The organism is Acidovorax sp. (genome assembly GCF_046294525.1).
In the GTDB taxonomy this organism is placed as follows: Bacteria; Pseudomonadota; Gammaproteobacteria; order Burkholderiales; family Burkholderiaceae_C; genus Acidovorax.
The window spans coordinates 248,627-268,135 of the sequence record NZ_JBKBKQ010000002.1; the positions used below are offsets into that span (position 1 = coordinate 248,627).

At 67.8% G+C, this 19,509-nt stretch carries 22 protein-coding genes; 13 read left to right on the forward strand and 9 right to left on the reverse strand.

The window, feature by feature from the left end; genetic code table 11:
• Positions 1-17: 17 nt before the first annotated feature.
• On the forward strand, positions 18-506 hold the full coding sequence (locus ACK4HJ_RS03510; protein ID WP_409827756.1) for a MarR family winged helix-turn-helix transcriptional regulator: 489 nt from the start codon (positions 18-20) through the stop codon (positions 504-506).
• On the opposite strand, the gene ACK4HJ_RS03515 is transcribed toward ACK4HJ_RS03510, so the two are convergent.
• The 3 genes from ACK4HJ_RS03515 to ACK4HJ_RS03525 all read right to left on the reverse strand — a co-directional run bounded on the left by ACK4HJ_RS03515 (position 491) and on the right by ACK4HJ_RS03525 (position 2,323).
• A complete protein-coding gene (locus ACK4HJ_RS03515) occupies positions 491-997 on the reverse strand; it encodes a Clp protease N-terminal domain-containing protein (RefSeq protein ID WP_409827758.1) in 507 nt (168 codons plus the stop codon). The two genes, ACK4HJ_RS03510 and ACK4HJ_RS03515, sit on opposite strands and share 16 nt — an antisense overlap.
• Before the next feature lie 21 nt (positions 998-1,018).
• Positions 1,019-1,246 (reverse strand): helix-turn-helix domain-containing protein, encoded by a 228-nt coding sequence (locus tag ACK4HJ_RS03520; protein ID WP_409827760.1) that lies wholly within the window; start codon positions 1,244-1,246, stop codon positions 1,019-1,021.
• Between the two features lie 117 nt (positions 1,247-1,363).
• Entirely contained in the window at positions 1,364-2,323 is a 960-nt protein-coding gene (locus ACK4HJ_RS03525; RefSeq protein ID WP_409828090.1) for a LysR substrate-binding domain-containing protein, read from the reverse strand.
• Between the two features lie 122 nt (positions 2,324-2,445).
• On the opposite strand from ACK4HJ_RS03525, the gene ACK4HJ_RS03530 reads away from it, so the two are divergent.
• From ACK4HJ_RS03530 to ACK4HJ_RS03545, 4 genes are all read left to right on the forward strand, one after another.
• The gene (locus tag ACK4HJ_RS03530; protein ID WP_409827761.1) at positions 2,446-3,411 is read left to right on the forward strand and encodes a Bug family tripartite tricarboxylate transporter substrate binding protein; all 966 of its coding nucleotides are present in this window, start codon (positions 2,446-2,448) and stop codon (positions 3,409-3,411) included.
• Between the two features lie 156 nt (positions 3,412-3,567).
• On the forward strand, positions 3,568-4,491 hold the full coding sequence (locus tag ACK4HJ_RS03535) for an N-formylglutamate amidohydrolase (RefSeq protein ID WP_409827763.1): 924 nt from the start codon (positions 3,568-3,570) through the stop codon (positions 4,489-4,491).
• A 171-nt stretch (positions 4,492-4,662) separates the two neighbouring features.
• Positions 4,663-5,337 carry a response regulator gene (locus ACK4HJ_RS03540; protein ID WP_409827764.1) on the forward strand — a complete coding sequence of 225 codons (675 nt, stop codon included), beginning with the start codon at positions 4,663-4,665 and terminating at the stop codon, positions 5,335-5,337.
• A 78-nt stretch (positions 5,338-5,415) separates the two neighbouring features.
• Complete coding sequence (locus tag ACK4HJ_RS03545) at positions 5,416-6,897, forward strand: sensor histidine kinase N-terminal domain-containing protein (protein WP_409827766.1); 1,482 nt, start codon at positions 5,416-5,418, stop codon at positions 6,895-6,897.
• Between the two features lie 22 nt (positions 6,898-6,919).
• Here ACK4HJ_RS03545 and ACK4HJ_RS03550 read toward each other — a convergent pair whose 3' ends face one another.
• Genes ACK4HJ_RS03550 through ACK4HJ_RS03565 form a run of 4 tightly spaced genes read right to left on the reverse strand, consistent with a single transcriptional unit; the run spans position 6,920 to position 9,959 of the window.
• Positions 6,920-7,675 carry a DUF6882 domain-containing protein gene (locus ACK4HJ_RS03550; protein ID WP_409827768.1) on the reverse strand — a complete coding sequence of 252 codons (756 nt, stop codon included), beginning with the start codon at positions 7,673-7,675 and terminating at the stop codon, positions 6,920-6,922.
• Positions 7,676-7,730: 55 nt separating this feature from the next.
• On the reverse strand, positions 7,731-8,456 hold the full coding sequence (locus ACK4HJ_RS03555) for an SPOR domain-containing protein (protein ID WP_409827769.1): 726 nt from the start codon (positions 8,454-8,456) through the stop codon (positions 7,731-7,733).
• 37 nt (positions 8,457-8,493) lie between these two features.
• A complete protein-coding gene (locus ACK4HJ_RS03560) occupies positions 8,494-9,363 on the reverse strand; it encodes a biotin--[acetyl-CoA-carboxylase] ligase (protein WP_409827771.1) in 870 nt (289 codons plus the stop codon).
• On the reverse strand, positions 9,360-9,959 hold the full coding sequence (locus ACK4HJ_RS03565) for an SET domain-containing protein (protein WP_409827773.1): 600 nt from the start codon (positions 9,957-9,959) through the stop codon (positions 9,360-9,362). Before ACK4HJ_RS03565 ends, ACK4HJ_RS03560 begins: the two co-directional genes overlap by 4 nt.
• A gap of 119 nt (positions 9,960-10,078) precedes the next feature.
• Between ACK4HJ_RS03565 and ACK4HJ_RS03570 the strand changes: the two genes are divergently transcribed.
• From ACK4HJ_RS03570 to ACK4HJ_RS03595, 6 genes are all read left to right on the forward strand, one after another.
• On the forward strand, positions 10,079-13,000 hold the full coding sequence (locus ACK4HJ_RS03570; protein ID WP_409827774.1) for a DNA topoisomerase III: 2,922 nt from the start codon (positions 10,079-10,081) through the stop codon (positions 12,998-13,000).
• Positions 12,997-13,221 carry a hypothetical protein gene (locus tag ACK4HJ_RS03575; RefSeq protein WP_409827775.1) on the forward strand — a complete coding sequence of 75 codons (225 nt, stop codon included), beginning with the start codon at positions 12,997-12,999 and terminating at the stop codon, positions 13,219-13,221. Before ACK4HJ_RS03570 ends, ACK4HJ_RS03575 begins: the two co-directional genes overlap by 4 nt.
• Positions 13,222-13,283: 62 nt before the next feature.
• The gene (locus tag ACK4HJ_RS03580) at positions 13,284-14,060 is read left to right on the forward strand and encodes a helix-turn-helix transcriptional regulator (RefSeq protein WP_409827777.1); all 777 of its coding nucleotides are present in this window, start codon (positions 13,284-13,286) and stop codon (positions 14,058-14,060) included.
• A gap of 114 nt (positions 14,061-14,174) precedes the next feature.
• A complete protein-coding gene (locus ACK4HJ_RS03585; RefSeq protein ID WP_409827779.1) occupies positions 14,175-14,780 on the forward strand; it encodes a YbhB/YbcL family Raf kinase inhibitor-like protein in 606 nt (201 codons plus the stop codon).
• Between the two features lie 67 nt (positions 14,781-14,847).
• Positions 14,848-15,198 (forward strand): DUF4124 domain-containing protein, encoded by a 351-nt coding sequence (locus tag ACK4HJ_RS03590; protein WP_409827781.1) that lies wholly within the window; start codon positions 14,848-14,850, stop codon positions 15,196-15,198.
• A gap of 146 nt (positions 15,199-15,344) precedes the next feature.
• Positions 15,345-15,683: a DUF2834 domain-containing protein gene (locus ACK4HJ_RS03595; protein WP_409827782.1), complete on the forward strand. Its 339-nt coding sequence runs from the start codon at positions 15,345-15,347 to the stop codon at positions 15,681-15,683.
• Here ACK4HJ_RS03595 and ACK4HJ_RS03600 read toward each other — a convergent pair.
• Positions 15,644-16,486, reverse strand: a complete 843-nt coding sequence (locus tag ACK4HJ_RS03600; RefSeq protein WP_409827784.1) for a helix-turn-helix domain-containing protein — start codon at positions 16,484-16,486, stop codon at positions 15,644-15,646. The genes ACK4HJ_RS03595 and ACK4HJ_RS03600 overlap by 40 nt on opposite strands.
• A gap of 139 nt (positions 16,487-16,625) precedes the next feature.
• Between ACK4HJ_RS03600 and ACK4HJ_RS03605 the strand changes: the two genes are divergently transcribed.
• A complete protein-coding gene (locus tag ACK4HJ_RS03605; RefSeq protein ID WP_409827786.1) occupies positions 16,626-17,375 on the forward strand; it encodes a tyrosine-protein phosphatase in 750 nt (249 codons plus the stop codon).
• Positions 17,376-17,403: 28 nt separating this feature from the next.
• Here ACK4HJ_RS03605 and ACK4HJ_RS03610 read toward each other — a convergent pair whose 3' ends face one another.
• Positions 17,404-18,774, reverse strand: coding sequence for an MFS transporter (locus ACK4HJ_RS03610; RefSeq protein WP_409827788.1), 1,371 nt, complete (start codon positions 18,772-18,774; stop codon positions 17,404-17,406).
• Positions 18,775-18,875: 101 nt separating this feature from the next.
• Here ACK4HJ_RS03610 and fosX point away from each other — a divergent pair, with 101 nt between their 5' ends.
• A complete protein-coding gene (gene fosX / locus ACK4HJ_RS03615; RefSeq protein ID WP_409827790.1) occupies positions 18,876-19,292 on the forward strand; it encodes a FosX/FosE/FosI family fosfomycin resistance hydrolase in 417 nt (138 codons plus the stop codon).
• The last annotated feature ends 217 nt before the right edge of the window (positions 19,293-19,509 follow it).

The following is a 19,509-nucleotide window of genomic DNA, read 5'->3' on the forward strand; positions in this document are numbered from 1 at the left end:
TTGCCTGACAATTGGGAATGCCTGATTCGCCCCCTTCATCACCCGCCGAGGACGGCTGGCGCCAGACCCACCTGGGCCGCCTGCTGGGCCACGCCATGCGACGTTTCGACGCGCGGGTGCTGCAGCTCATGGCGCACAACGTGGAGGTGCCGCTGGCCCTGTCCAACCTGGCCGCGCGCGACCAGGTGACGGCAGCCCATGTGCACATCACGCGCCATTTGGCGCTCTCGGGCGACCGGCTGACCGATCTGGCCCAGCGCGCGGGCATGACCAAGCAGGCCATGGCCAACCTGGTGGACCAGTGCGAGGCCTGGGGCCTGGTCACGCGCGAAGCCGACCCGCTGGACGCCCGTGCGCGCCGCGTGTGCTTCACACCCGTGGGGCTGGCCTGGCTGCAGGCCTTCCGCGATGCAGTGGCGCAGGCCGAAGCCGAGTTCCGCGCCGAGGTCGGCAACGAGGTGGCCACCGTGGTCAGCATCGGGCTGGAGGCCTATGCGGGGGGGTAGGCGCTTTCGCGCTGCGCGGCCTGTACCAGTGCTGCTGGGTCCAGGCGCAGCGCCTTCAGCGTGCGTGTGGCCACGCCTTGTGGCGCGGCTGCGACCAGCGCCACCACATGCGCACCCAGCAAGGGGCCCGGCTGGCCCTTGCGTGCGTGGGCCAGTGCCTGCACCAGGTTCTGGCCAGAGGGCTGGGCGTGGAAGGCCCGGGTCTGTGGTGCCGTAAAGGGGTTGGCGGGCGGCATATCGGCGTGAATGCCCGCCTGGGCCAATGCGTCGCGGTATTGCTGCTCGATCGCGGCGGGGATGGCATCGGGATTGGCGCCGATGCGCTCGAAGGCGCGGCGTGCGGTGCCATCGGGCAGTTCGATGGCGGCCAGCAAAAAGTGCTCAGCGCCCGGCCGTGGCTGCCCCTGGGCCCGGGCGTGGTGCTCGGCGCGTGTGAACAGCTGGCGCAGGGTGTGCATGTCCTGCAGGCGTTGGCGGATGCGTTGCAGCATGGAGAAGCTCCTTCAATGCGATCAAGGGTGGGTGGGGCGCGCGACCTGGGCGGCCAGGCGCTTATGGGCCGCCTGTTTGCTCACGCCCAGCGCCTGGGCGATCTGCGCCCATGACCAGCCCTGCTCCAGCGCAGCGGCCACGGCACTGGATTCCAGCCGGTCGGCCATGAGGCGCAAAGCCACCACGGCCGCCAATGCGGCCTCGGGGTCGTCGGGCGAGGGAAGCGGGGAGGGGGGTGGCGCTTGCATCCGTCAACTATAGTTGACGGATGAAAAATTTGTCAACCTTGGTTGACGAAGTGCGCCGCGCTCTGGGCCCGGAGGGGGCGCGGCCTCGCCTCCCAGCACTGATCCTGCCCCTTTCAATCAGGGGCTGTCGCTGGCGTTCAACACCGGTGCTGCCGGGGGCGCCACCGGCTGCGCGCAGCCCAGCAGCCACTGCCGAAAGCTCTGCAGCGCGTGCAACTGCGTGCGGCCTTCGGGGTAGCACAGCCAGTAGCCTACCTCACTCTGATAGCCGCCCCGCAGCGCCGCGCCGGGCAGCGGCTCGCGCACCAGGCCGGCCGTGATTTCGTCCTGCACCAGACAGCGCGGCACCAGCGCCAGGCCCATGCCTGCCATCACCGCGCGGATCATGGTCTGGAACTGGTCAAACTGCGGCCCGGCCAGCGGGTCCAGCTGGCCCAGCACGCCATGGGTTTCACTCCAGCGCAGCCAAGCCTCGGGGACGGTGACGTGGCGCAGCAGGGTGTAGCGCGCCACGTCGAGCGCGGAATGGATGGGCCAGTCAGCCACCTTGGTGCGCGGCGCGATCAGCGCCACATCATTGCCCGTGATGTAGTGCGCGTGGGCGCCCGGCCAATGGCCGTCGCCGAAGAGGATGGCGCAGTCCAGCTCCGGCCGGTCGAAGTTGTAGCTGTGCACATAGGGCACGAAGTGCAGCGTGACCTGCGGGTGCTGCTGCTGGAACTGCGGCAGGCGTGGGATGAGCCACTTGGCCGCAAACGTGGGCAGGCTGGACAGGTGCAGCGCGCCGCCGCCGTCGTCGCTGGTGATCAGCTCCAGTGTGGCGGCCTCCAGCTGGGCCAGCACGGCGCGCACGGCCTTTTCGTAGCGCTCGCCCGCCGGGGTCAGCGCCAGACGCTTGCGGCTGCGTTCGAATAGCGGCACGCCTACCCAGCCTTCCAGCTCCTTGATCTGCTTGCTTACCGCGCTTTGGGTGAGGTGCAGCGCCTCCGCCGCGCGCGACACGCCGCCGAACCGGGTCACCGTAGAAAACGCCCGCAGCAGGTGCAGGGGCGGTGCGAGTCGGCGAAGGGATGACATCAGCGCGGCCTGGATAGTAAGCAATCAAATCATTCCAGAACGGAATGTTATCAGGCAGATACGTCGCTTGGTAGGGCGCACTGATTCACTTAATCTGCAGGTACTTCATAGGAGAAACGCCCATGCAACGCCGTCATCTGCTTTCCGCTCTGGCAGCCGTATCTTTCGTTCCTGGAATGTCATTGGCGCAAGAGGGCAAGCCCCTGCGAATCATCGTGCCCTTCCCGCCCGGGGGCGCGACCGACATCACGGCGCGCAGCCTCCAGGAGTCGCTGGCCCGCATCTTGAAGCAACCCGTGGTTCTGGAAAACCGCAGCGGCGCAGGGGGCTCCATCGGCATGTCCGAAGTGGCGCGTGCCCCGGCCGACGGCCTCACGCTGGGCGTGGCCACGCTGTCCACCCACGGCGTAAACCCCGCCGTGTACAGCAAACTGCCGTACGACCCGCTCAAGGACTTCATCGGCGTCACCGAAATTGTGAAAGCGCCCGGCGTGGTCGTGGTCAATCCCGCCGTGCTGCCCGTCAAGGACTTTGCCGAGCTGGTGCAGCACCTCAAGGCCCACCCAGGCAAGGTGTCGTACGCCACGCCGGGCAACGGCACCATCGGCCACATGTGGGGCGAGCTGTTCAAGCGCAGCACGGGCACCTCCATGGTGCACATTCCCTACCGCGGCGCTGGCCCGGCCATCAACGACGTGCTGGCCGGCCAAGTGGGCGTGTACTTCGATCAGGTGGCGTCCTCGCTGCCGCACATCAAGGCCGGTAAGCTCAAGGCCCTGGCGGTGTCCTGGCCCGTGCGCCTGGATGTGCTGCCCGACGTGCCCACCTATGCCGCGCTGGGCTACCCGCAGGCCAATGAACCGTCCTGGTTTGGCCTGGTGGCACCGGCCGCCACGCCGCAGGCGGCCGTGGACCGCGTGCAGCAGGCCGTGGCGCAGGCCCTGAAGGAGCCCGCCGTGCGCGAGCGCCTGGCGGGCCAGGGCCTGTACCCCTCGGGCACCACGTCCAAGGAGTTCAGCACGCAGATCGCCCGCGAAACCGACAAGATGAAGGGCGTGGCGGCATACGCCAAGATCGCGCTGGATTAATTAAGCAACTCGACAAGACAAGACAAGACAGGCCGGGCCCGGACCCGGCGGCCACAGCCGGTGTGGACCTGGTTTCTCTGCAGCTCAGGGATAACCATGGTCTTCATCTGGTCTGGGCGGCTAGGCCAGCCGCCCCACTTTGCGCACACTCTGCCTATGCATGCAGCCTTGAAACTGATCCATCACCGATTCCAGCAAGCCCAGCCCGGCGTGACCGGCTCGCCCGGGCTTGCATCCTCTCCCACGGTCACAGCCATCGCCGGCAGCACCCCGCTGGTGCTTGACTCGCCCCACAGCGGCACCCAGTACCCGGCGGACTTCGGCTCGGTCTGCGACCTGCCCACGCTGCGTCGCGCAGAAGACACCCACGTCGAAAAAATCTACGCCTTTGCCCCGGCCCTGGGCGTGGCTTGGGTCGAAGCCCATTTCCCCCGCATCTACCTCGACGCCAACCGCGACACGACCGAGCTTGACACCAGCCTGCTCGACGGCGAATGGACCGACCCCATCTCCACCGACCCCAAGGTGCTCAGCAAGGTGCGCCTGGGCAAGGGGCTGATCTGGAAGTTCACCGACGAGGGCGAGCCCATCTACAACCGCCAGCTCACCGTGGCGGAGGTGCGCGCGCGCATCGACCGCTGCTGGCGCCCCTACCACGCGGCCGTGCAGCAGGCCATCGACGCCGCCCACGCCCGCCACGGCTACAGCATCCACATCAACTGCCACTCCATGCCCGCCGTGGCCGGCCGCTTTGCCACCGAGTTTCCGGGGCTGGCACATGCCGACTTCGTGGTGGGCGACCGTGACGGCACCACGGCCAGCCCCGCGCTTTCCGCGCTGATCTGCGACCACCTGCGCGCGTGCGGCTACAGCGTCGAATACAACCACCCTTACAAGGGCGTAGAGCTGGTACGCCGCTACGGCAAGCCTGACCAAAACCGCCACAGCATCCAGGTCGAGATCAACCGCAAGCTGTACATGGACGAGCAAACGCTCGCGCAGCACCCCGAAGGCATGGCGCGGCTGCAGGCCGACCTGAAAACGCTGGTGGCCAAGCTGCTGGCCACGGACCCGCGATAGGGGGCGTCTGCATCACCCTCGCGAGTCCGCGCTATCACCGACCGGAGGGAGTTATGCAGACCATCCGTGTCCGCGCGCACTCGCCAAGCTGTGCGCAGGGGCCGTTCAGCGGCCCCTAAAATCCTGCCCAGGCGCGGCAGCAGACCGCCGCCACCCACCAGGAGACTCCCCATGCGCATCCTCATTGCCGAAGACGACCAGGTGCTGGCCGATGGCCTGTTGCGCACGCTGCGCGCGTCCGGGGCCGTGGTGGACCACGTGGCCAGCGGCACCGAGGCCGATGCCGCGCTGATGACCAACAACGAATTCGACCTGCTCATCCTGGACCTGGGTCTGCCGCGCATGCACGGGCTGGAGGTGCTCAAGCGCCTGCGCAGCCGAGGCGCCACGCTTCCGGTGCTCATCCTCACCGCGGCCGACAGCGTGGACGAGCGCGTGAAGGGCCTGGACTACGGCGCGGACGACTACATGGCCAAGCCCTTCAGCCTGCAGGAGCTGGAAGCCCGTGTGCGCGCCCTCACGCGCAGGGGTATGGGCGGCACCAGCAGCGCCATCAAGCACGGCCCCCTGGTGTACGACCAGGCCGGCCGCGTGGCCACCATCGATGGCAAGATGATCGAACTCTCGGCGCGCGAACTGGGCCTGCTCGAAGTGCTGCTGCAGCGCGCCGGGCGCCTGGTCAGCAAGGAGCAGCTGGTGGAGCGCCTGTGCGAATGGGGCGAAGAGGTGAGCAACAACGCCATCGAGGTCTACATCCACCGCCTGCGCAAGAAGATCGAGGGCGGGCCCATCCGCATCGCCACCGTGCGCGGCCTGGGCTACTGTCTGGAGAAGATCCCTGGATAATCAAAAATGATAGCTGCCCGCGCTTGATGGATAAGCGCTAGAGGCCATTTTCTTTCAAAAACCACCACGGCGCGCGTCTTGAAAATCTTCCAGCGAGAGCAGCGCTCCCTGTTCGGCGAGATCCTGGACTGGATGCTCACGCCGCTACTGCTGCTGTGGCCCGTAAGCCTCGCGCTGACCTGGCTGGTGGCCCAGGGCCTGGCCAACAAGCCGTTTGACCGCGCGCTCGAATACAACGCCCACGCCCTCGCGCAGCTCGTGACTGTGGTGGGCGACGACGTGCAGTTCAACCTGCCCCAGCCCGCCAGCGAGATCCTGCGCGCCGATGACTCCGACATCGTCTACTACCAGGTGGTGGGCCCGGGTGGCGAATTCCTCTCGGGCGAGCGCGAGCTGCCACCGCCGTCCGCCGACGAGGTGCCCATGTCCAGCGAGGTGCGCCTGCGCGACGCCGAGATGCGCGGCATCGAGATCCGCGTGGCCTACATCTGGGTGCGCCTGCCGCTGCCCGGCACGCCCGCCGCGCTGGTGCAGGTGGCCGAAACGCGCGAGAAGCGCAGCGTGCTGGCCACCGAAATCATCAAGGGCGTGATGCTGCCGCAGTTCGTCATCCTGCCGCTGGCCGTGCTGCTGGTGTGGCTGGCGCTGGCGCGCGGCATCCAGCCGCTGAACCAGCTGGAGCAGCGCATCCGCGCGCGCAACCCCGACGACCTCTCCCCGCTGGACGACCGCACCGTGCCGCTGGAGGTGGCGCCGCTGGTGGCCTCCGTCAACGACCTGCTCACGCGCCTGAACGACTCGCTGGCCACGCAAAAGCGCTTTCTGGCCGACGCGGCCCACCAACTCAAAACCCCGTTGGCTGGCCTGCGCATGCAGGCCGACCTGGCGCAGCGCGAAGGCACCAGCACGGAGGAGCTCAAGCGCTCGCTGCAGCAGATCGGCCGCTCCAGCATCCGCGCCACGCACACCGTCAACCAGCTGCTGGCCCTGGCGCGGGCCGAGGGCAGCGGCGTGGGCATTGCCCGCCAGCCCTGCGACCTGGCGCGGCTGACCATCGAGGTGGTGCGCGACTCCGTGCCCCGCGCGCTGGAAAAACACATCGACCTGGGGTATGACGGCGCCGAGCCCGGATCGCCCGGCGTGCTGCTGGACGGCAACCCCACGCTGCTCAAGGAGCTGGTGCGCAACCTGGTGGACAACGCCATCAACTACACGCCCTCCACCCCCGACAAGCCCGGCGTGGTCACCGCCCGTGTGCTGGCCGACACCTTCGGCCATGTACTGCTGCTGCAGGTCGAAGACTCCGGCCCTGGCGTGCCCGAGGCCGAGCGCGAGCTGGTCTTCCAGCCCTTCTACCGCGCCCTGGGCAGCGAGGCCGACGGATCCGGCCTGGGCCTGCCCATCGTGCTGGAGATCGCGGGCAAGCACGGAGCGCAGGTGACGCTGGAAGATGCCCGCCCCGGCCACCAGCCGCCCGGTGCGCTGTTCACCGTGCGATTTGGCGCGCGGGACACGGACGCCGCTGAGGGCGCCACGGCCGCGTATTCCCCGCCAGCCTGATCCGCCGCGCCCGCCCCCGGGGCTACTGCACCCGGCGCAGCGCCATCAGCGCCATGAAGAGAAAACCGTTCTGTGTGGGCGCGCGGTACACGCCCTGCGCGCCCAGCACCTGGGCGGCCACGCCCGCCACCTCCCAGGCATCCACCAGCTCGGCCGGCCACAGAGGCACCGTGAGCGGCGTGAAGCCGCGCTCCTCGCCCCAACCGCGCACCGCGCCGATGCGGCCCACCACCGGTGCCTGATGATGGAAGTTGCCCCAGGCCCACAGCCAGGTGCCGGTGGTTCGCGACAGTGTGCCGATGAACTCGATGTCCGCCACCAGGCAGGGCGTGCCCGCGTTGGAAAAGGTCAGTGTGCCCTGGCCCTGGTCATAGTCCCAGCGTTCGAAACGGCTGATGCCCCAGTCCTGCTCCAGCGCCTGCTGCCGGACCTGCAGCGCCTCGCTGGCGGCCTCCAGCGCCTCCTGCCAGGCGTGCAGTACGGGGCCCTCCAGTGTGTCCACGCTCTGCGCCATGGCGTCCTGGTAGCAGTGGTGGCACAGGATCTTCAGGTCCAGGCATTCTTCGGCTTCCTCGGTCCATTCGCCCCCGGCGCGCAGGAATTCGGCATTGCAGTCGGCGCACCACGCGTCCGGAAACGGGAAGTCTGGCGCAGGCGCTTCACCAAACCACTGCTGGCGCGGCAGCCGAAACAGGTGGCCGCACACATAGGTGGCCGTGGCCTCGCCGTGGCGGTCGCAGTGCACGGGGGCGTTGTCGTCGGTGTCGTCATCCGCCATGGATAGGCCTCGGGGTAAGGTAAGGGAATCGGCGCGACAGGGCAGGCCGCAGGCGTCAACCGCAACTGCGCAGCGTCTTGCCCGCCATGGCGGTGCGCAGGCTGTCCAGCTGGGGGCGCAGCGCGTCGGTCACGGCGGGCAGCCGCAGCATGAAACCGGGGGCATCCGCGCGCTCCTGCACCACGCGGGCGGTGCGCACGCCCTTGTTGCTCAGGTTGGCCAGCTCGCGCTTGGCGGCCTCTTCCGAAGTGAAGCGGCCCAGCGATAGGCCGTATTCCCAGGTGCCTCCCGCGCGGTCAAATGCCACGCTGCGCGCACGGAGTTCGGCACGCTTCTTGTCCAGGGTCTCCAGGTCGTCAAAGCGGCCCATGTACACCATCCAGCGGCCCGACACGGGCGAGGGCTCCAGCACCCAGCTGCCCGCGGGCAGGCCCGCGGCGGCAGTGCGCAGGGCTTCGGCCTGGCGCTCGTCGAACACACCGGCCTGCAGGCACTCGGCCTGCTCGGCGGCGGGGGCCGATGCGTCGGCGATGGTGGTGGGAGGGGGATTGGAGGGTGCGGGGGAGGGGGAGGTGGCCGCGGGCGGGGCGGCCGAAGAGGATGACGTGCGGCTGGGATTCACGCGCAGGATCTGCAGGGTTTCCGGGCGGATCTGCTGGTTCATGCGCTGGGGCTCGGCCTGCTCTGCCGGCCCATGGCCCCAACTGCGCAAATGCCCGTGGGCCCACGCGTAGTAGCCCGCGTTGGCCAGCAGCAGCACGATCACGGCGAGTCGGAGCATGGAATACAGCCTTTCGGTGGGCGATGCGTCGGGGGCGTCATACGGGGGGCACGGCGCTGGGCCGTACGCTGATCTCAGAGCTCGTGATGGCCTGCATGCCGCCTGCCGTGTGCACCAGCAGCGCGCCATCGTCCCCGACGCCGTGCGCGGTGCCGGTGTGGCCGTCGCTCAGGGTCACGGCGCGGCCCTGCAGCACGTCGCGGGCGGCAAAACGCGGCTGCATGGGCGCAAAGCCATAGCCCTCAAACGCCTGCAGCATGGTCACCAGCGGCGGCACGATGCGCAGCAGCGCAGCGGGCGCGTCCAGGCCCGGCTCTACCTCTTGCAGGCTGCCGGGCGGCATGCTCATGCCCTCGGCGCTGCGCGGCAGCACGTTGATGCCGATGCCCACGACGACATAGCGTGCTGTGCTGTTGTTGGGGGGGCTGCTGCCTTGGGAGGCGGCTGCCTGCGGCACCACAAAGCTGGCCGTCTCCACCAGGATGCCGCCGAGCTTGCGGTCGCCGTCCGGCCCACCCAGCCACAGGTCATTGGGCCACTTGAGCCCCACGCACGCGGGCTGGCCGCCCCCCCGGGGCGGCGGCACGGGTTGCAGGCTCTCGGCCACGCTCACCCCCACGGCCAGTGACAGGCCGGACCAATCCTTGGGCGCCAGCGGCAAGCCCAAGGACATCATGAGAGAAGCCCCGGCATCGCTTTGCCACACCCGCCCCAGCCGCCCGCGGCCTGCCGTCTGCTGCTCAGCCACCAACAGGGTGGGCTCGCACTGGCAGTTGCGCGCACGGCGCATCAGCTCGGTGTTGGTGGAGTCGATGGTGGGCAGAACTTCGACGGTAAATCCGGGTAACAGCGGTGACACAGCTTCCCAGATTGCCTCGGCGGGCCAGCGAATGGGGGCGGTGTTCACGGGCGGCGGGCCTTGGGTTGGGGCTTCTTGGCAGCCTTTGGTATCTGTGCCGTCTTGGAGGCTTTGCCTGAAGAGGGCCAGGACGGCCGCAGCGGCACGGGCGGCGCCCAGCCGCGCTTGGGCGCCAGCAGCGTGCCCCGGCAGTTGGCACTGCCGCACCAGCAGGGGTATTCGGCCTTGAGCTTGGGCGTGTAGCGCTCTTCGATGATCAGGCCGTAGTCGTAGTTCAGCTCTTCGCCCGCCTGGATGTTGCGCAGCGCCGTGATGAAGATGCGGCCGTCCCGCTCGTCCGCGTAGCAGTTGGGGTTGCAGCTGTGGTTGATCCAGCGCGACGAATTGCCGCCGAACTTTGCGTCGATCACATGGTCTTCATCCACGTGAAAGTAGAACGTGTGGTTGGGCTGCGAAGGGTCGTGCGGGTGCCTGTCCTGCGCTTCCTGCCAGCCGATCACTTCGCCCGTGTATTCGACAAGGACTTCGCCCTCTGCAATATCCTGCACGGCAAAAACGCCCTTGCCGTGGACGCCCGAACGCCGGGTCTGGATGCGGCGTCCCGGCATGGGGGTCGGGGTTGCAGGCGGTGCGGTGCGTGGCATTGCAAAAACTCTGTTAACTTGAATATGCACACATGCGCGTGCGCGTGTACGCGTGAGGCAACGAATTGTAGAAGCGGCCGGCCGTATGCCGGATAGCCAGATTGGCGAGAAACTGAAAAATGACCAAGACACTGGTAATTGCAGAAAAACCCTCGGTGGCACAAGACATCGTGCGCGCCCTCACGCCCGTGGCGGGCAAGTTCGAGAAGCACGAGGACCATTTCGAGAACGACCGCTATGTGGTCACCAGCGCCGTGGGCCACCTGGTGGAGATCCAGGCGCCCGAACAGTTTGACGTCAAGCGCGGCAAGTGGAGCTTTGCGCACCTGCCCGTGATCCCGCCGTTCTTCGACCTGAAGCCTGTGGACAAGACCAAGAGCCGCCTGAACGCGGTGGTCAAGCAGGCCAAGCGCAAGGACGTGACGGAACTCATCAACGCCTGTGACGCGGGCCGCGAAGGGGAGCTGATCTTTCGCCTGATCGAACAGTACGCCGGTGGTGCCAAGCCCCTGGGCAAGCCCGTCAAGCGCCTGTGGCTGCAGTCCATGACGCCGCAGGCCATTCGCGAGGGTTTTGACGCGCTGCGCACAGAGCAGCAGATGGCGGGCCTGGCCAGCGCGGCGCGCAGCCGCTCTGAAGCCGACTGGCTGGTGGGCATCAATGGCACCCGCGCCATGACGGCCTTCAACTCGCGCGACGGCGGCTTCTTCCTGACCACCGTGGGCCGGGTGCAGACACCCACGCTCTCGCTGGTGGTGGAGCGCGAGGAAAAAATCCGCAAGTTCGTGAGCCGCGACTACTGGGAAATCCATGCCACTTTTGGTGCGCAGGCTGGTGAGTACCCCGCCAAGTGGTTCGATCCCAAGTGGAAGAAGGGCGAAGACGCCGAAGCCAAGGCCGACCGCGTTTGGTCGGCCGCAGAAGCCCAATCAATAGCCAACGCGGTGCGCGGCAAACAAGCCACGGTCACCGAAGAGAGCAAGCCCACCACGCAGGCATCGCCCCTGCTGTTTGACCTGACCAGCCTGCAGCGCGAAGCCAACGGCAAGTTCGGCTTCTCCGCCAAGACCACGCTGGCCCTGGCGCAAAGCCTGTACGAGCGCCACAAGGCGCTGACCTACCCGCGTACCGACTCGCGCGCGCTGCCCGAGGACTATTTGCCCGTGGCCAAGCAGACCTTCGAGATGCTGGCCGACAGCGGCATGCGCCACCTGGCGCCGCACGCGCTCACCGCGCTGAACAACAACTACATCCGCCCGTCCAAGCGCATCTTCGACAACAGCAAGGTGAGCGATCACTTTGCCATCATCCCCACGCTGCAGGCACCGAGCGGCCTTTCTGAAGCCGAGCAAAAGCTGTACGACCTGGTCGTGCGCCGCTTCATGGCCGTGTTCTTCCCCAGCGCCGAATACACCGTCACCACCCGCATCAGCACCGTCGCGCCCCACAGCTTCAAGACCGAAGGCAAGGTGCTGGTCAAGCCGGGCTGGTTGGCCATCTATGGCAAGGAAGCCGCCGACGAAGTGGAAGGCGGCAAGGACGGCGACAAGGGCCAGAACCTGGTGCCTGTGAAGCCCGGCGAAATGGTCAACACCCTGCAGGTCGATCCCAAGGGCCTCAAGACCAAGCCACCCGCCCGCTACTCCGAAGCCACGCTGCTGGGCGCCATGGAAAGCGCGGGCAAGCAGATCGACGACGACGAACTGCGCGAGGCCATGCAGGAAAAAGGCCTGGGCACCCCAGCCACGCGCGCGGCCATCATTGAAGGCCTGCTGACTGAAAAGTACATGCTGCGCGAAGGCCGCGAGATCATCCCCACGGCCAAGGCGTTCCAGCTCATGACGCTGCTGCGCGGGCTGGAAGTGGAAGAACTCTGCCGCGCGGACCTCACCGGTGAATGGGAGTACAAGCTCTCGCAGATGGAAAAAGGTCTGCTCAGCCGCGAAGCCTTCATGGCCGAGATCGCCGCCATGACCGAGCGCATGGTCAAGAAGGCCAAGGAGTACGACCGCGACACCATCCCGGGCGACTACGCCACGCTCGAATCGCCGTGCCCCAACTGCGGTGGCGTGGTGAAGGAGAACTACCGCCGCTTTGCCTGCGTAGGCAAGCCCGGTGCCGAGCCTTGCGGCTTCAGCTTCGGCAAGTCGCCTGCAGGCCGCACCTTCGAGACCGCCGAGGCCAACACCTTGCTGCGTGACAAGAAGATTGGCCCGCTGGAAGGCTTCCGCTCCAAGGCGGGTTGGCCGTTCACGTCCGAGATCGTCATCAAGTACGACGACGAGGCCCACAACTACAAGCTCGAATTCGACTTTGGCGATGACAAGAAGGGCGAGGAGTCCGGCGAGATCGTCGAGTTTGAAGACGCCTCGCTGGGTGCCTGCCCCATCTGCGGATCGGAAGTGCACGAGCATGGCAGCAACTACGTGTGCAGCAAGGCTGTGCCCACCGCCGCGCAGCCCACGCCAAGCTGCACCTTCAAGAGCGGAAAGATCATCCTGCAGCAGCCCGTGGAGCGCGAGCAGATGACCAAGCTGCTGGAGACCGGCAAGACCGACCTGCTCGACAAGTTTGTGAGCATGCGCACGCGCCGCAACTTCAAGGCCCACCTGGCGTGGGACAAGGATGCGGGCAAGGTCAACTTTGAATTTGCGCCATCCAAGTTCCCGCCACGCCCTGGGGCTGCTGCAAAAACAGGAGCTGCTGGCGCAGGAAGGACAAGCGCTGCAGCCAAGAAAGCTGCAAAACCTGCCGCCAAGAAGGCCCCTCCTGCCAAGAATGCCGCCGCCAAAGCCCCGCGCAAGGCCGCCGCAGGCAAGGCCCCCAGCGCCGCCTTGGCCGCCGTGATCGGTAACGAACCCGTGGCGCGCCCCGAGGCCGTCAAGAAGATGTGGGAATACATCAAGACCCACAACCTGCAGGACCCCAAGGACAAGCGCACCATCGTCGCCGACGACAAGCTGCGCGCGGTGTTTGGAAAGGACAGCGCAGGCATGTTCGAGCTGGCCGGCATTCTGGGCAACCACCTGGGCGGCGAATGATGCGGGCGCTCGACACACCATCCACCGCATCCGTCGCGCGGCGCCTCTGGCGCACCGCGCTGGTGACCATGGTGGCCCTCAGCGCACTGGGCGGTTGCAGCAGTACGGCCACTTCGGCGCGCTCCAGCGACCCGGCCAGCCAGCAGCAGCCTCAGGGCGCGAGCGGCGTCACCGTGTTTGGCGACATCGACGTGAACGTGACGCGCGAGCGCACTCGCTGACCCGTCCAGCACCCGCACAAAGCCGGGCGGAGGGTGGCGCATGCGCTGCAAGGAATCAATGGATGGCCGAACCCGCACTGTCTTTGCAGATCGCTACAACGGTCCACCACCGCATCCACACCGTCACGGTGCGCATGGATTCGGTGGGATGGGTGGTGTCTGGTACCAAGCACCTGATCACGCCCGGCGGTGGACACCGCTACCCCAGCGGGCGGGTGTTTGTGCTGCCGCGTGGCGCGCAATGGGAGGTGGTCAACGACCCGGCGCCCCAAGGCCGCTACATCGCGCGGCTCCTGTGTTTTGCATCCGAGCTGGTGGAGCAGTTTCACCGCCAGTTTGGTCAATTTGCGGCCGTGCCTGCAGTGCAAGGCTGCGCGGGCCTGACAGCGGATGCGGCGTTTGAAGACAGCTACTTGCGTGCCGTGGCGGCGCTGGAGAGCGAAGCCAGCTCGCAGGCGCTGCGCGAGCACCGTGCGCTCGAAGTGCTGCTGATGCTGGCCGAGGCGGGCATTGTGTTTGCCCCGCCCGGCGAGCTGGGCTGGGCGGAGCGTGTGCGCCGCCTCATCGGCCCCAGCCCGCAGGCCGATTGGTCGGTGGAGCGCATCGCCGCTGCGTTTGCGATGAGCGCCAGCACCCTGCAGCGCCGCCTGGCCCAAGAGGGCGAAACCGTGAGCCAGTGCCTGCGCGATGTGCGGCTGGAGACGGGGCTGGTGCTGCTGCAAAGCTCCAGCCTGCAGGTGTCCGAGATTGCGGCGCGCTGTGGGTACGAATCGCACAGCCGCTTCAGTGCTGCATTCCGCGAACGCTTTGGCTTTCCACCCTCGCAGCTGCGCCCCTGACGCTGCGGCTGACGCGCCGCGCACAACCTTTGACGCCGCCGGGCCAGCGCCATGGCGCGGCGCACCGCACCATCAATCCCTTGTTTGACCCCGCTATCGCAAGGAACCTTTCGGATGTCTTTTCCTCTTTCGCGCCCCCTCCGCGCCCTCACCGCCGCCACCACCCTGGGCCTTGCACTGGCTGCCCCGGCCCAGGCCCAGGCCCAGGCCTTCACCCTCTCCAGCCCCGACTTTGCCGAAGGCAGCACGCTGCCCCAGCGCTTTGAGTTCAAGGGCTTTGGCTGTGCGGGCGACAACCAGTCGCCCGCCCTGCGCTGGAGCGGCGCGCCCGCAGGCACGCAGAGCTTTGCCATCACCGCCTACGACCCCGACGCCCCCACGGGCTCGGGCTGGTGGCATTGGTCGGTGGTCAACATCCCTGCCAGCACCGCGGAGCTGCGGCCCGATGCGGGTGCTGCGGGCGGCGCCAAGCTGCCCGCAGGCGCCAGCCATGTGCGCATTGACTATGGCGTCGCTGCCTGGGGCGGCACCTGCCCGCCCGAGGGCGATGCGCCGCACCGCTACATCTTCACAGTGCATGCGCTCAAGGTGCCGCGCCTGGACCTGCCTGCCGACGCCACTGCTGCGTTGGCGGGGTACATGATCAACGCCAACAGCCTGGGCAAGGCCACGCTCACGGCGCGCTACGGGCGCCCTGCGGCCAAAGGCAAGCAGCAGTGACGGTGCGGGTTGGGGCGCGGTGATGTTTTAAGCTCTGCGGTTCTCCATCCCACCAAAGGCCCACCCCATGCGCAGCCCCCGCGAACGAGCCCTCTGGTCCCTTCTGGCCGCACTGCTGCTGGCCGCTGCCGCCGCAGCCTGGTGGACTGCCGACCAGTGGCTGCCCCAGGCCGGGCCCTGGACCGAACAGGCCTGGAAAAAGATCACCCGCCCCGGGCCCGAATCCCTGCCGCCCGACAAGCGCCCCGCTGCTGCGCAGGCCCGCCCCGTGCAGGCGGGCGCATCCCAGCCCGTGGCCCCGCAGCCGCGCAAATGTGTGCGGGACGGCCGCACCACCTACACCGACCAGCCCTGCCCCAAGGGCAGTCAGGAGTTGCAGGTGGATGGCGCAGTCACGTCGCTGCCGCCTGCGCAGTAAGCGGCTGGCGGCGAGCTGTGGCGGTGTGTGAGCCCGTGGCGGGCATGTCGTTTTTTTCCTAGCCCGCGAGGGGGCCGCGCGGATTCAATCGGTGCCTTGATTCACTCCACCAGGCCTTTCTCAATTCTGGAGGGCCGCTTGCACCGATGCACCACCACCAACCTCTGCGCGGTTTTCTTCTGCTGCTGGCCGCCCTGGGCCTGGCCATCCCCTGGTACTTCAATACCCTGTACTTTCTGGCCGGTGGCAGCGTGATGCCCGATGTCTTCTGGCGTGACGCCTTTGCCAACGCGCTCACCACCGGCATCACCTTCGATGTGTACCTGGCCGCTGCGGCGTTCTCGGCCTGGGTGGCGGCCGACCGCCGCCTGGGCGCGTGGCGCTGGGCCTACATCGCGGCCTGCTTTGGCATCGGGCTCGCGTTTGTGATGCCGCTGTACCTGGCTCAGCGATTGCGGATGGACCCAGCCCGCTCGGGCGGCTGACCCGGCTGCGCCAGCGCACCCACCTGCAGGGGCCAGTGTTCGGTGACCGGGCTGCGGCTGCCCTGCACCAGGGCTTGCAGCGGCTGGCCCGCCAGCCTGCGCACATCGCGCGCCATGTGCGACTGGTCGTAGTAGCCCTGGTCCACCGCCAGGCCCACCACCGGATCGCCGGGCGCGGCCAGAGCGTTGCCCAGCGTGCTGTTCAGCCGCGCAATCACCTGGAACTTCTTGGGCGCCATGCCCCAGTGCGCCACAAAGCGGCGCTCAAACTGCCGCTGGCTCAGGCCCAGACGCTGGCCCGCGTCTGTTGCATCGTCGCTGGCCGCGTGCAGCAAAGCCAGCGCCTGATGCCGTCGCGCCTCACAAGGCGATGGCGGCGCAACCCACTGGCGGATGAACTGGCACAGCACCAGCAGCCGCGCACCATCGTCCGCCGCCGCGCGCACTGCGTGTTCCACCTCGGCCCACGCCGGGCCCACCAGTTCTGCCAGTGGCCGCAGCGTGTTCACCAGCCCGCGTGCGCTGGCAAACAGCGCCGCTGCGGCCTCGGGCTGCAGCACCAGCCCCACGGCCTGCACTGGCCCGCTGTGTTCGTACACCGTGGCGGTGGTGCTGGCGCTCATCCATGCCGCTGGTGGCACGGGCTCGCCCCGGCACACCACCTGGCCTGCCAGCCGCACCACCAGCATGCTCGACACCATGGCCGGAAAATGCGACTGTGCCAGCGCCGCCGGAGCATCGACCACCACGGCGGCCATCAGCCAGGGCTGCAAATCGGAGGGGACGGGCACCAAGCGCTGCATGCCTGGATTCTGCACACCTGCGCGCAAGGCGCGGTGGCCCATTTCACGGTCACTGACAAAGGCGCCAGCCACCCGCGCGACATGCGTCTGCCGCACGCCCCGACTATGCTTCGCGCTTCGCCCACCCGCGCCCCGCACCATGCAGCCAACCCCCACCCGATCCCTGCCCATGACGGGCGCCACCAACTTCCGCGACCTGGGCGGCTACGCCGGCCACGGCGGGCGGCCCGTGAAGTGGCGGCGCATCTTCCGCTCCGACCACCTGGCGGGCCTGACCGCACAAGACCAGGCCCTGCTGGCCCAGCTGGGCGTGGCCCGCGCGGTGGACTTTCGCGGCCAGGCAGAAAGCGCCGCCCATGCCTACGCGCTGCCCGGCGTGGCCTACCACCCGCTGCACATCGAGCCCACCGTGGTGCAGCGCGCGCTGGAGCTGCAGCGCACCGGCCGCCAGCTCACAGCGCAAGACGCCGTGGGGCTGATGCAAGACACCTACAGGGGCTTTGTGCACGACAACGCACCGCGCTTTGCCGAGCTGTTCAAGCTGCTGCTCGCCAGCGACGCCCCCACCGTCTTCCACTGCACCGCAGGCAAAGACCGCACGGGTTTTGCCGCCGCCCTCATCCTGCTGGCCCTGGGCGTGCCGCGCGATGTGGTCATGCACGACTACTTGCTCACCAACACCCTCTACCGCCGCCCCGAAGGCATGGGCAGCCACGCACCCGAAGAAGTGCTGGCCGTGCTGTGGCGTGTTCAAGAAGAGTTTCTGGATGCCGCGCTGCACATGGTGGACAACGACTTTGGTGGCGTGCAGGCGTATCTGGTGGACGTGCTGGGGGTGGATGCTGCGGCGCAGCGGGAGCTGGCGGGGCGGTATTTGCAGGCGCCTTAACCTGCTACCGGATAGAGCAGGTACCCTCTTACCCCGGGCAGTGCTGCGCCCGCGCTGTCAGGGTTTGCTGTTGGCGCACCCGCCAATACAGCCACCCCATGATCGACAGGTTCAGCAGATTCCACCCCATGCCGTTGATGAACGCCGCGTGGTAGCTGCCCGTCACGTCAAAAATCCACCCCGACATCCAGCCCCCCAGCGCCATGCCCACCAGCGTGGCCATGATCACCGCGCCCACCCGCGCGCCCGCCTCTTGCGGCGCGAAATACTCGCGGACGATGATCGCGTAGGCAGGCACGATGCCGCCCTGGAACAGCCCAAACATGGCCGACACCACATACAGCGGCACCAGCCCGTCAAACGGCAAGAACAGCGCCAGCCCCACGCCCTGCAACGCAGACCCCAGCAGCAGCGTGCGCACGCCGCCAATGCGGTCGCAGATCACGCCCGACACCAAGCGGCTGACAATGCCGCACGCCAGCATCAGCGACAGCATCTCGGCCCCCCGCGCCGCGCCAAAACCCAGGTCGGTGCAATAGGCCACGATGTGCACCTGCGGCATCGCCATGGCCACACAGCACGCCACGCCCGCCACGCACAGCAGCAACTGCGCATGTACTGGGCGCAGGCCAAACGGGCGGTTGCGGTCTAACACCGCCAAAGGCGCGGGCGTGGCACTTGCCACACCCAGTGCAGCCGCTGCGGGCTGCGGTGCCGACGTGGTTGAGGCGGCAGATGGGGCTGTCGATGCTGCTGCGGTGGCGGTGGTTGCCGCAGCAGCAACAGCCGCATCCACCAGCACCATCGGCGCCCGCTGCCGCATGCGCAGCGCCAACAGCAGCATCCCCGCGCCACACACCAACCCCATCAGCACATAGGTGTGGCGCCAGCCAATGGCTTCGATGCCGTGCTGCACGATGGGCGGCCACAGCGCGCCCGCAATGTAGTTGCCGCTGGCGCAAATCGCCACCGCAATGCCGCGCCGCTTGTTCCACCACAGCGCCGTGTCGGCCATCAACGGCGCAAACGTGGCCGACGCACCAATCAGCCCCATCAACCCATGCGCCAGCCCAAAGATCAAGATGCTGCCCGACAACCCCGCCCACACAAAGCCGCCACACACCGCCACCGCCCCCAGGCACAGCACCGGCATCAGCCCATGCCGGTCGGCCATGCGCCCCGTCCACAGCCCGCCCAGGCCTAGGCACACCATCATCAGCGTGTAAGGCAGCGACGCATCCGCACGGCCCACGCCAAACTCGGCCTGCACGGCGGGCAGCACTACCGACACCACATACATGCTGCTGTTGCCCAGGATCACGAGACCCAGGGTGGTGAGTAGGCGCCACGCGGCGTGGCGGGAGTCGATGAGGGAGGCGGGGGAGGGGGATGAAGGCATGCGGGGCAATTTACTCCACGGGTGCGGGAAGTTGGAGAGCGGAGCGTGGAGAGGTTGTTTGGTCGCTATCCTGCGGGGTGACCGCTTTGCCCGCCCCTGCCATGCCACACGCCCCCATCCTCGGCCTCAGCCACCTCACCTTCATCGTGCGCGATGTAGACCGCACCGCCCACCTGTTCCGCGAAGGCCTGGGCGCGCAAGAGGTGTACGACAGCCAGGGCCGCAACTTCTCCCTCTCGCGCGAAAAGTTTGTGCTGCTGGGTGGGCTGTGGCTGGCGTTCATGGAGGGGGAGCCACCGGCAGAGCGCAGCTACCGCCACGTTGCCTTTGCCGTGGCTGAAGATGACTTGCCCGCCTGCGAGGGGCGGCTGCGGGCGCTGGGGGCAGAGGTGAAGCCGCCCCGCCCCCGGGTAGAGGGCGAGGGGCAGTCGCTGTACTTTTACGACTTTGACAACCACCTGTTTGAGCTGCACACCGGCACGCTGGCGCAGCGGCTGGCGCGGTATGCGCTGGGGTAGGTGTGGGGTGACCAGCGGTGGGCTGCCTTGGGTGTGCAGCGGTATTCGCCGCAAACAGTGCGGGGGACAGGCGTGCTTTTCGCCACACAACTGTCGCCGCAGAGAGCCTGGCGAAATGGCATCCACAGGCTGAGCCAGCGCGCGCAGCGCAACCACATTGCATTGCCTGGTGGCCGCTATGCTTCCGACCCAACGAAACACGACTCACGGTACCCGC

Coding starts and splice junctions, on each gene's coding strand:
- ACK4HJ_RS03600 (WP_409827784.1), bottom strand. CDS start 16,486: ATGCAGCGCTTGGTGCCCGTCCCCTCCGATTTGCAGCCCTGGCTGATG.
- ACK4HJ_RS03595 (WP_409827782.1), top strand. CDS start 15,345: ATGCACCACCACCAACCTCTGCGCGGTTTTCTTCTGCTGCTGGCCGCC.
- ACK4HJ_RS03575 (WP_409827775.1), top strand. CDS start 12,997: ATGATGCGGGCGCTCGACACACCATCCACCGCATCCGTCGCGCGGCGC.
- ACK4HJ_RS03585 (WP_409827779.1), top strand. CDS start 14,175: ATGTCTTTTCCTCTTTCGCGCCCCCTCCGCGCCCTCACCGCCGCCACC.
- fosX (WP_409827790.1), top strand. CDS start 18,876: ATGCCACACGCCCCCATCCTCGGCCTCAGCCACCTCACCTTCATCGTG.
- ACK4HJ_RS03530 (WP_409827761.1), top strand. CDS start 2,446: ATGCAACGCCGTCATCTGCTTTCCGCTCTGGCAGCCGTATCTTTCGTT.
- ACK4HJ_RS03555 (WP_409827769.1), bottom strand. CDS start 8,456: ATGCTCCGACTCGCCGTGATCGTGCTGCTGCTGGCCAACGCGGGCTAC.
- ACK4HJ_RS03580 (WP_409827777.1), top strand. CDS start 13,284: ATGGCCGAACCCGCACTGTCTTTGCAGATCGCTACAACGGTCCACCAC.
- ACK4HJ_RS03610 (WP_409827788.1), bottom strand. CDS start 18,774: ATGCCTTCATCCCCCTCCCCCGCCTCCCTCATCGACTCCCGCCACGCC.
- ACK4HJ_RS03565 (WP_409827773.1), bottom strand. CDS start 9,959: ATGCCACGCACCGCACCGCCTGCAACCCCGACCCCCATGCCGGGACGC.
- ACK4HJ_RS03540 (WP_409827764.1), top strand. CDS start 4,663: ATGCGCATCCTCATTGCCGAAGACGACCAGGTGCTGGCCGATGGCCTG.
- ACK4HJ_RS03550 (WP_409827768.1), bottom strand. CDS start 7,675: ATGGCGGATGACGACACCGACGACAACGCCCCCGTGCACTGCGACCGC.
- ACK4HJ_RS03535 (WP_409827763.1), top strand. CDS start 3,568: ATGCATGCAGCCTTGAAACTGATCCATCACCGATTCCAGCAAGCCCAG.
- ACK4HJ_RS03515 (WP_409827758.1), bottom strand. CDS start 997: ATGCTGCAACGCATCCGCCAACGCCTGCAGGACATGCACACCCTGCGC.
- ACK4HJ_RS03570 (WP_409827774.1), top strand. CDS start 10,079: ATGACCAAGACACTGGTAATTGCAGAAAAACCCTCGGTGGCACAAGAC.
- ACK4HJ_RS03525 (WP_409828090.1), bottom strand. CDS start 2,323: ATGTCATCCCTTCGCCGACTCGCACCGCCCCTGCACCTGCTGCGGGCG.
- ACK4HJ_RS03590 (WP_409827781.1), top strand. CDS start 14,848: ATGCGCAGCCCCCGCGAACGAGCCCTCTGGTCCCTTCTGGCCGCACTG.
- ACK4HJ_RS03520 (WP_409827760.1), bottom strand. CDS start 1,246: ATGCAAGCGCCACCCCCCTCCCCGCTTCCCTCGCCCGACGACCCCGAG.
- ACK4HJ_RS03605 (WP_409827786.1), top strand. CDS start 16,626: ATGCAGCCAACCCCCACCCGATCCCTGCCCATGACGGGCGCCACCAAC.
- ACK4HJ_RS03510 (WP_409827756.1), top strand. CDS start 18: ATGCCTGATTCGCCCCCTTCATCACCCGCCGAGGACGGCTGGCGCCAG.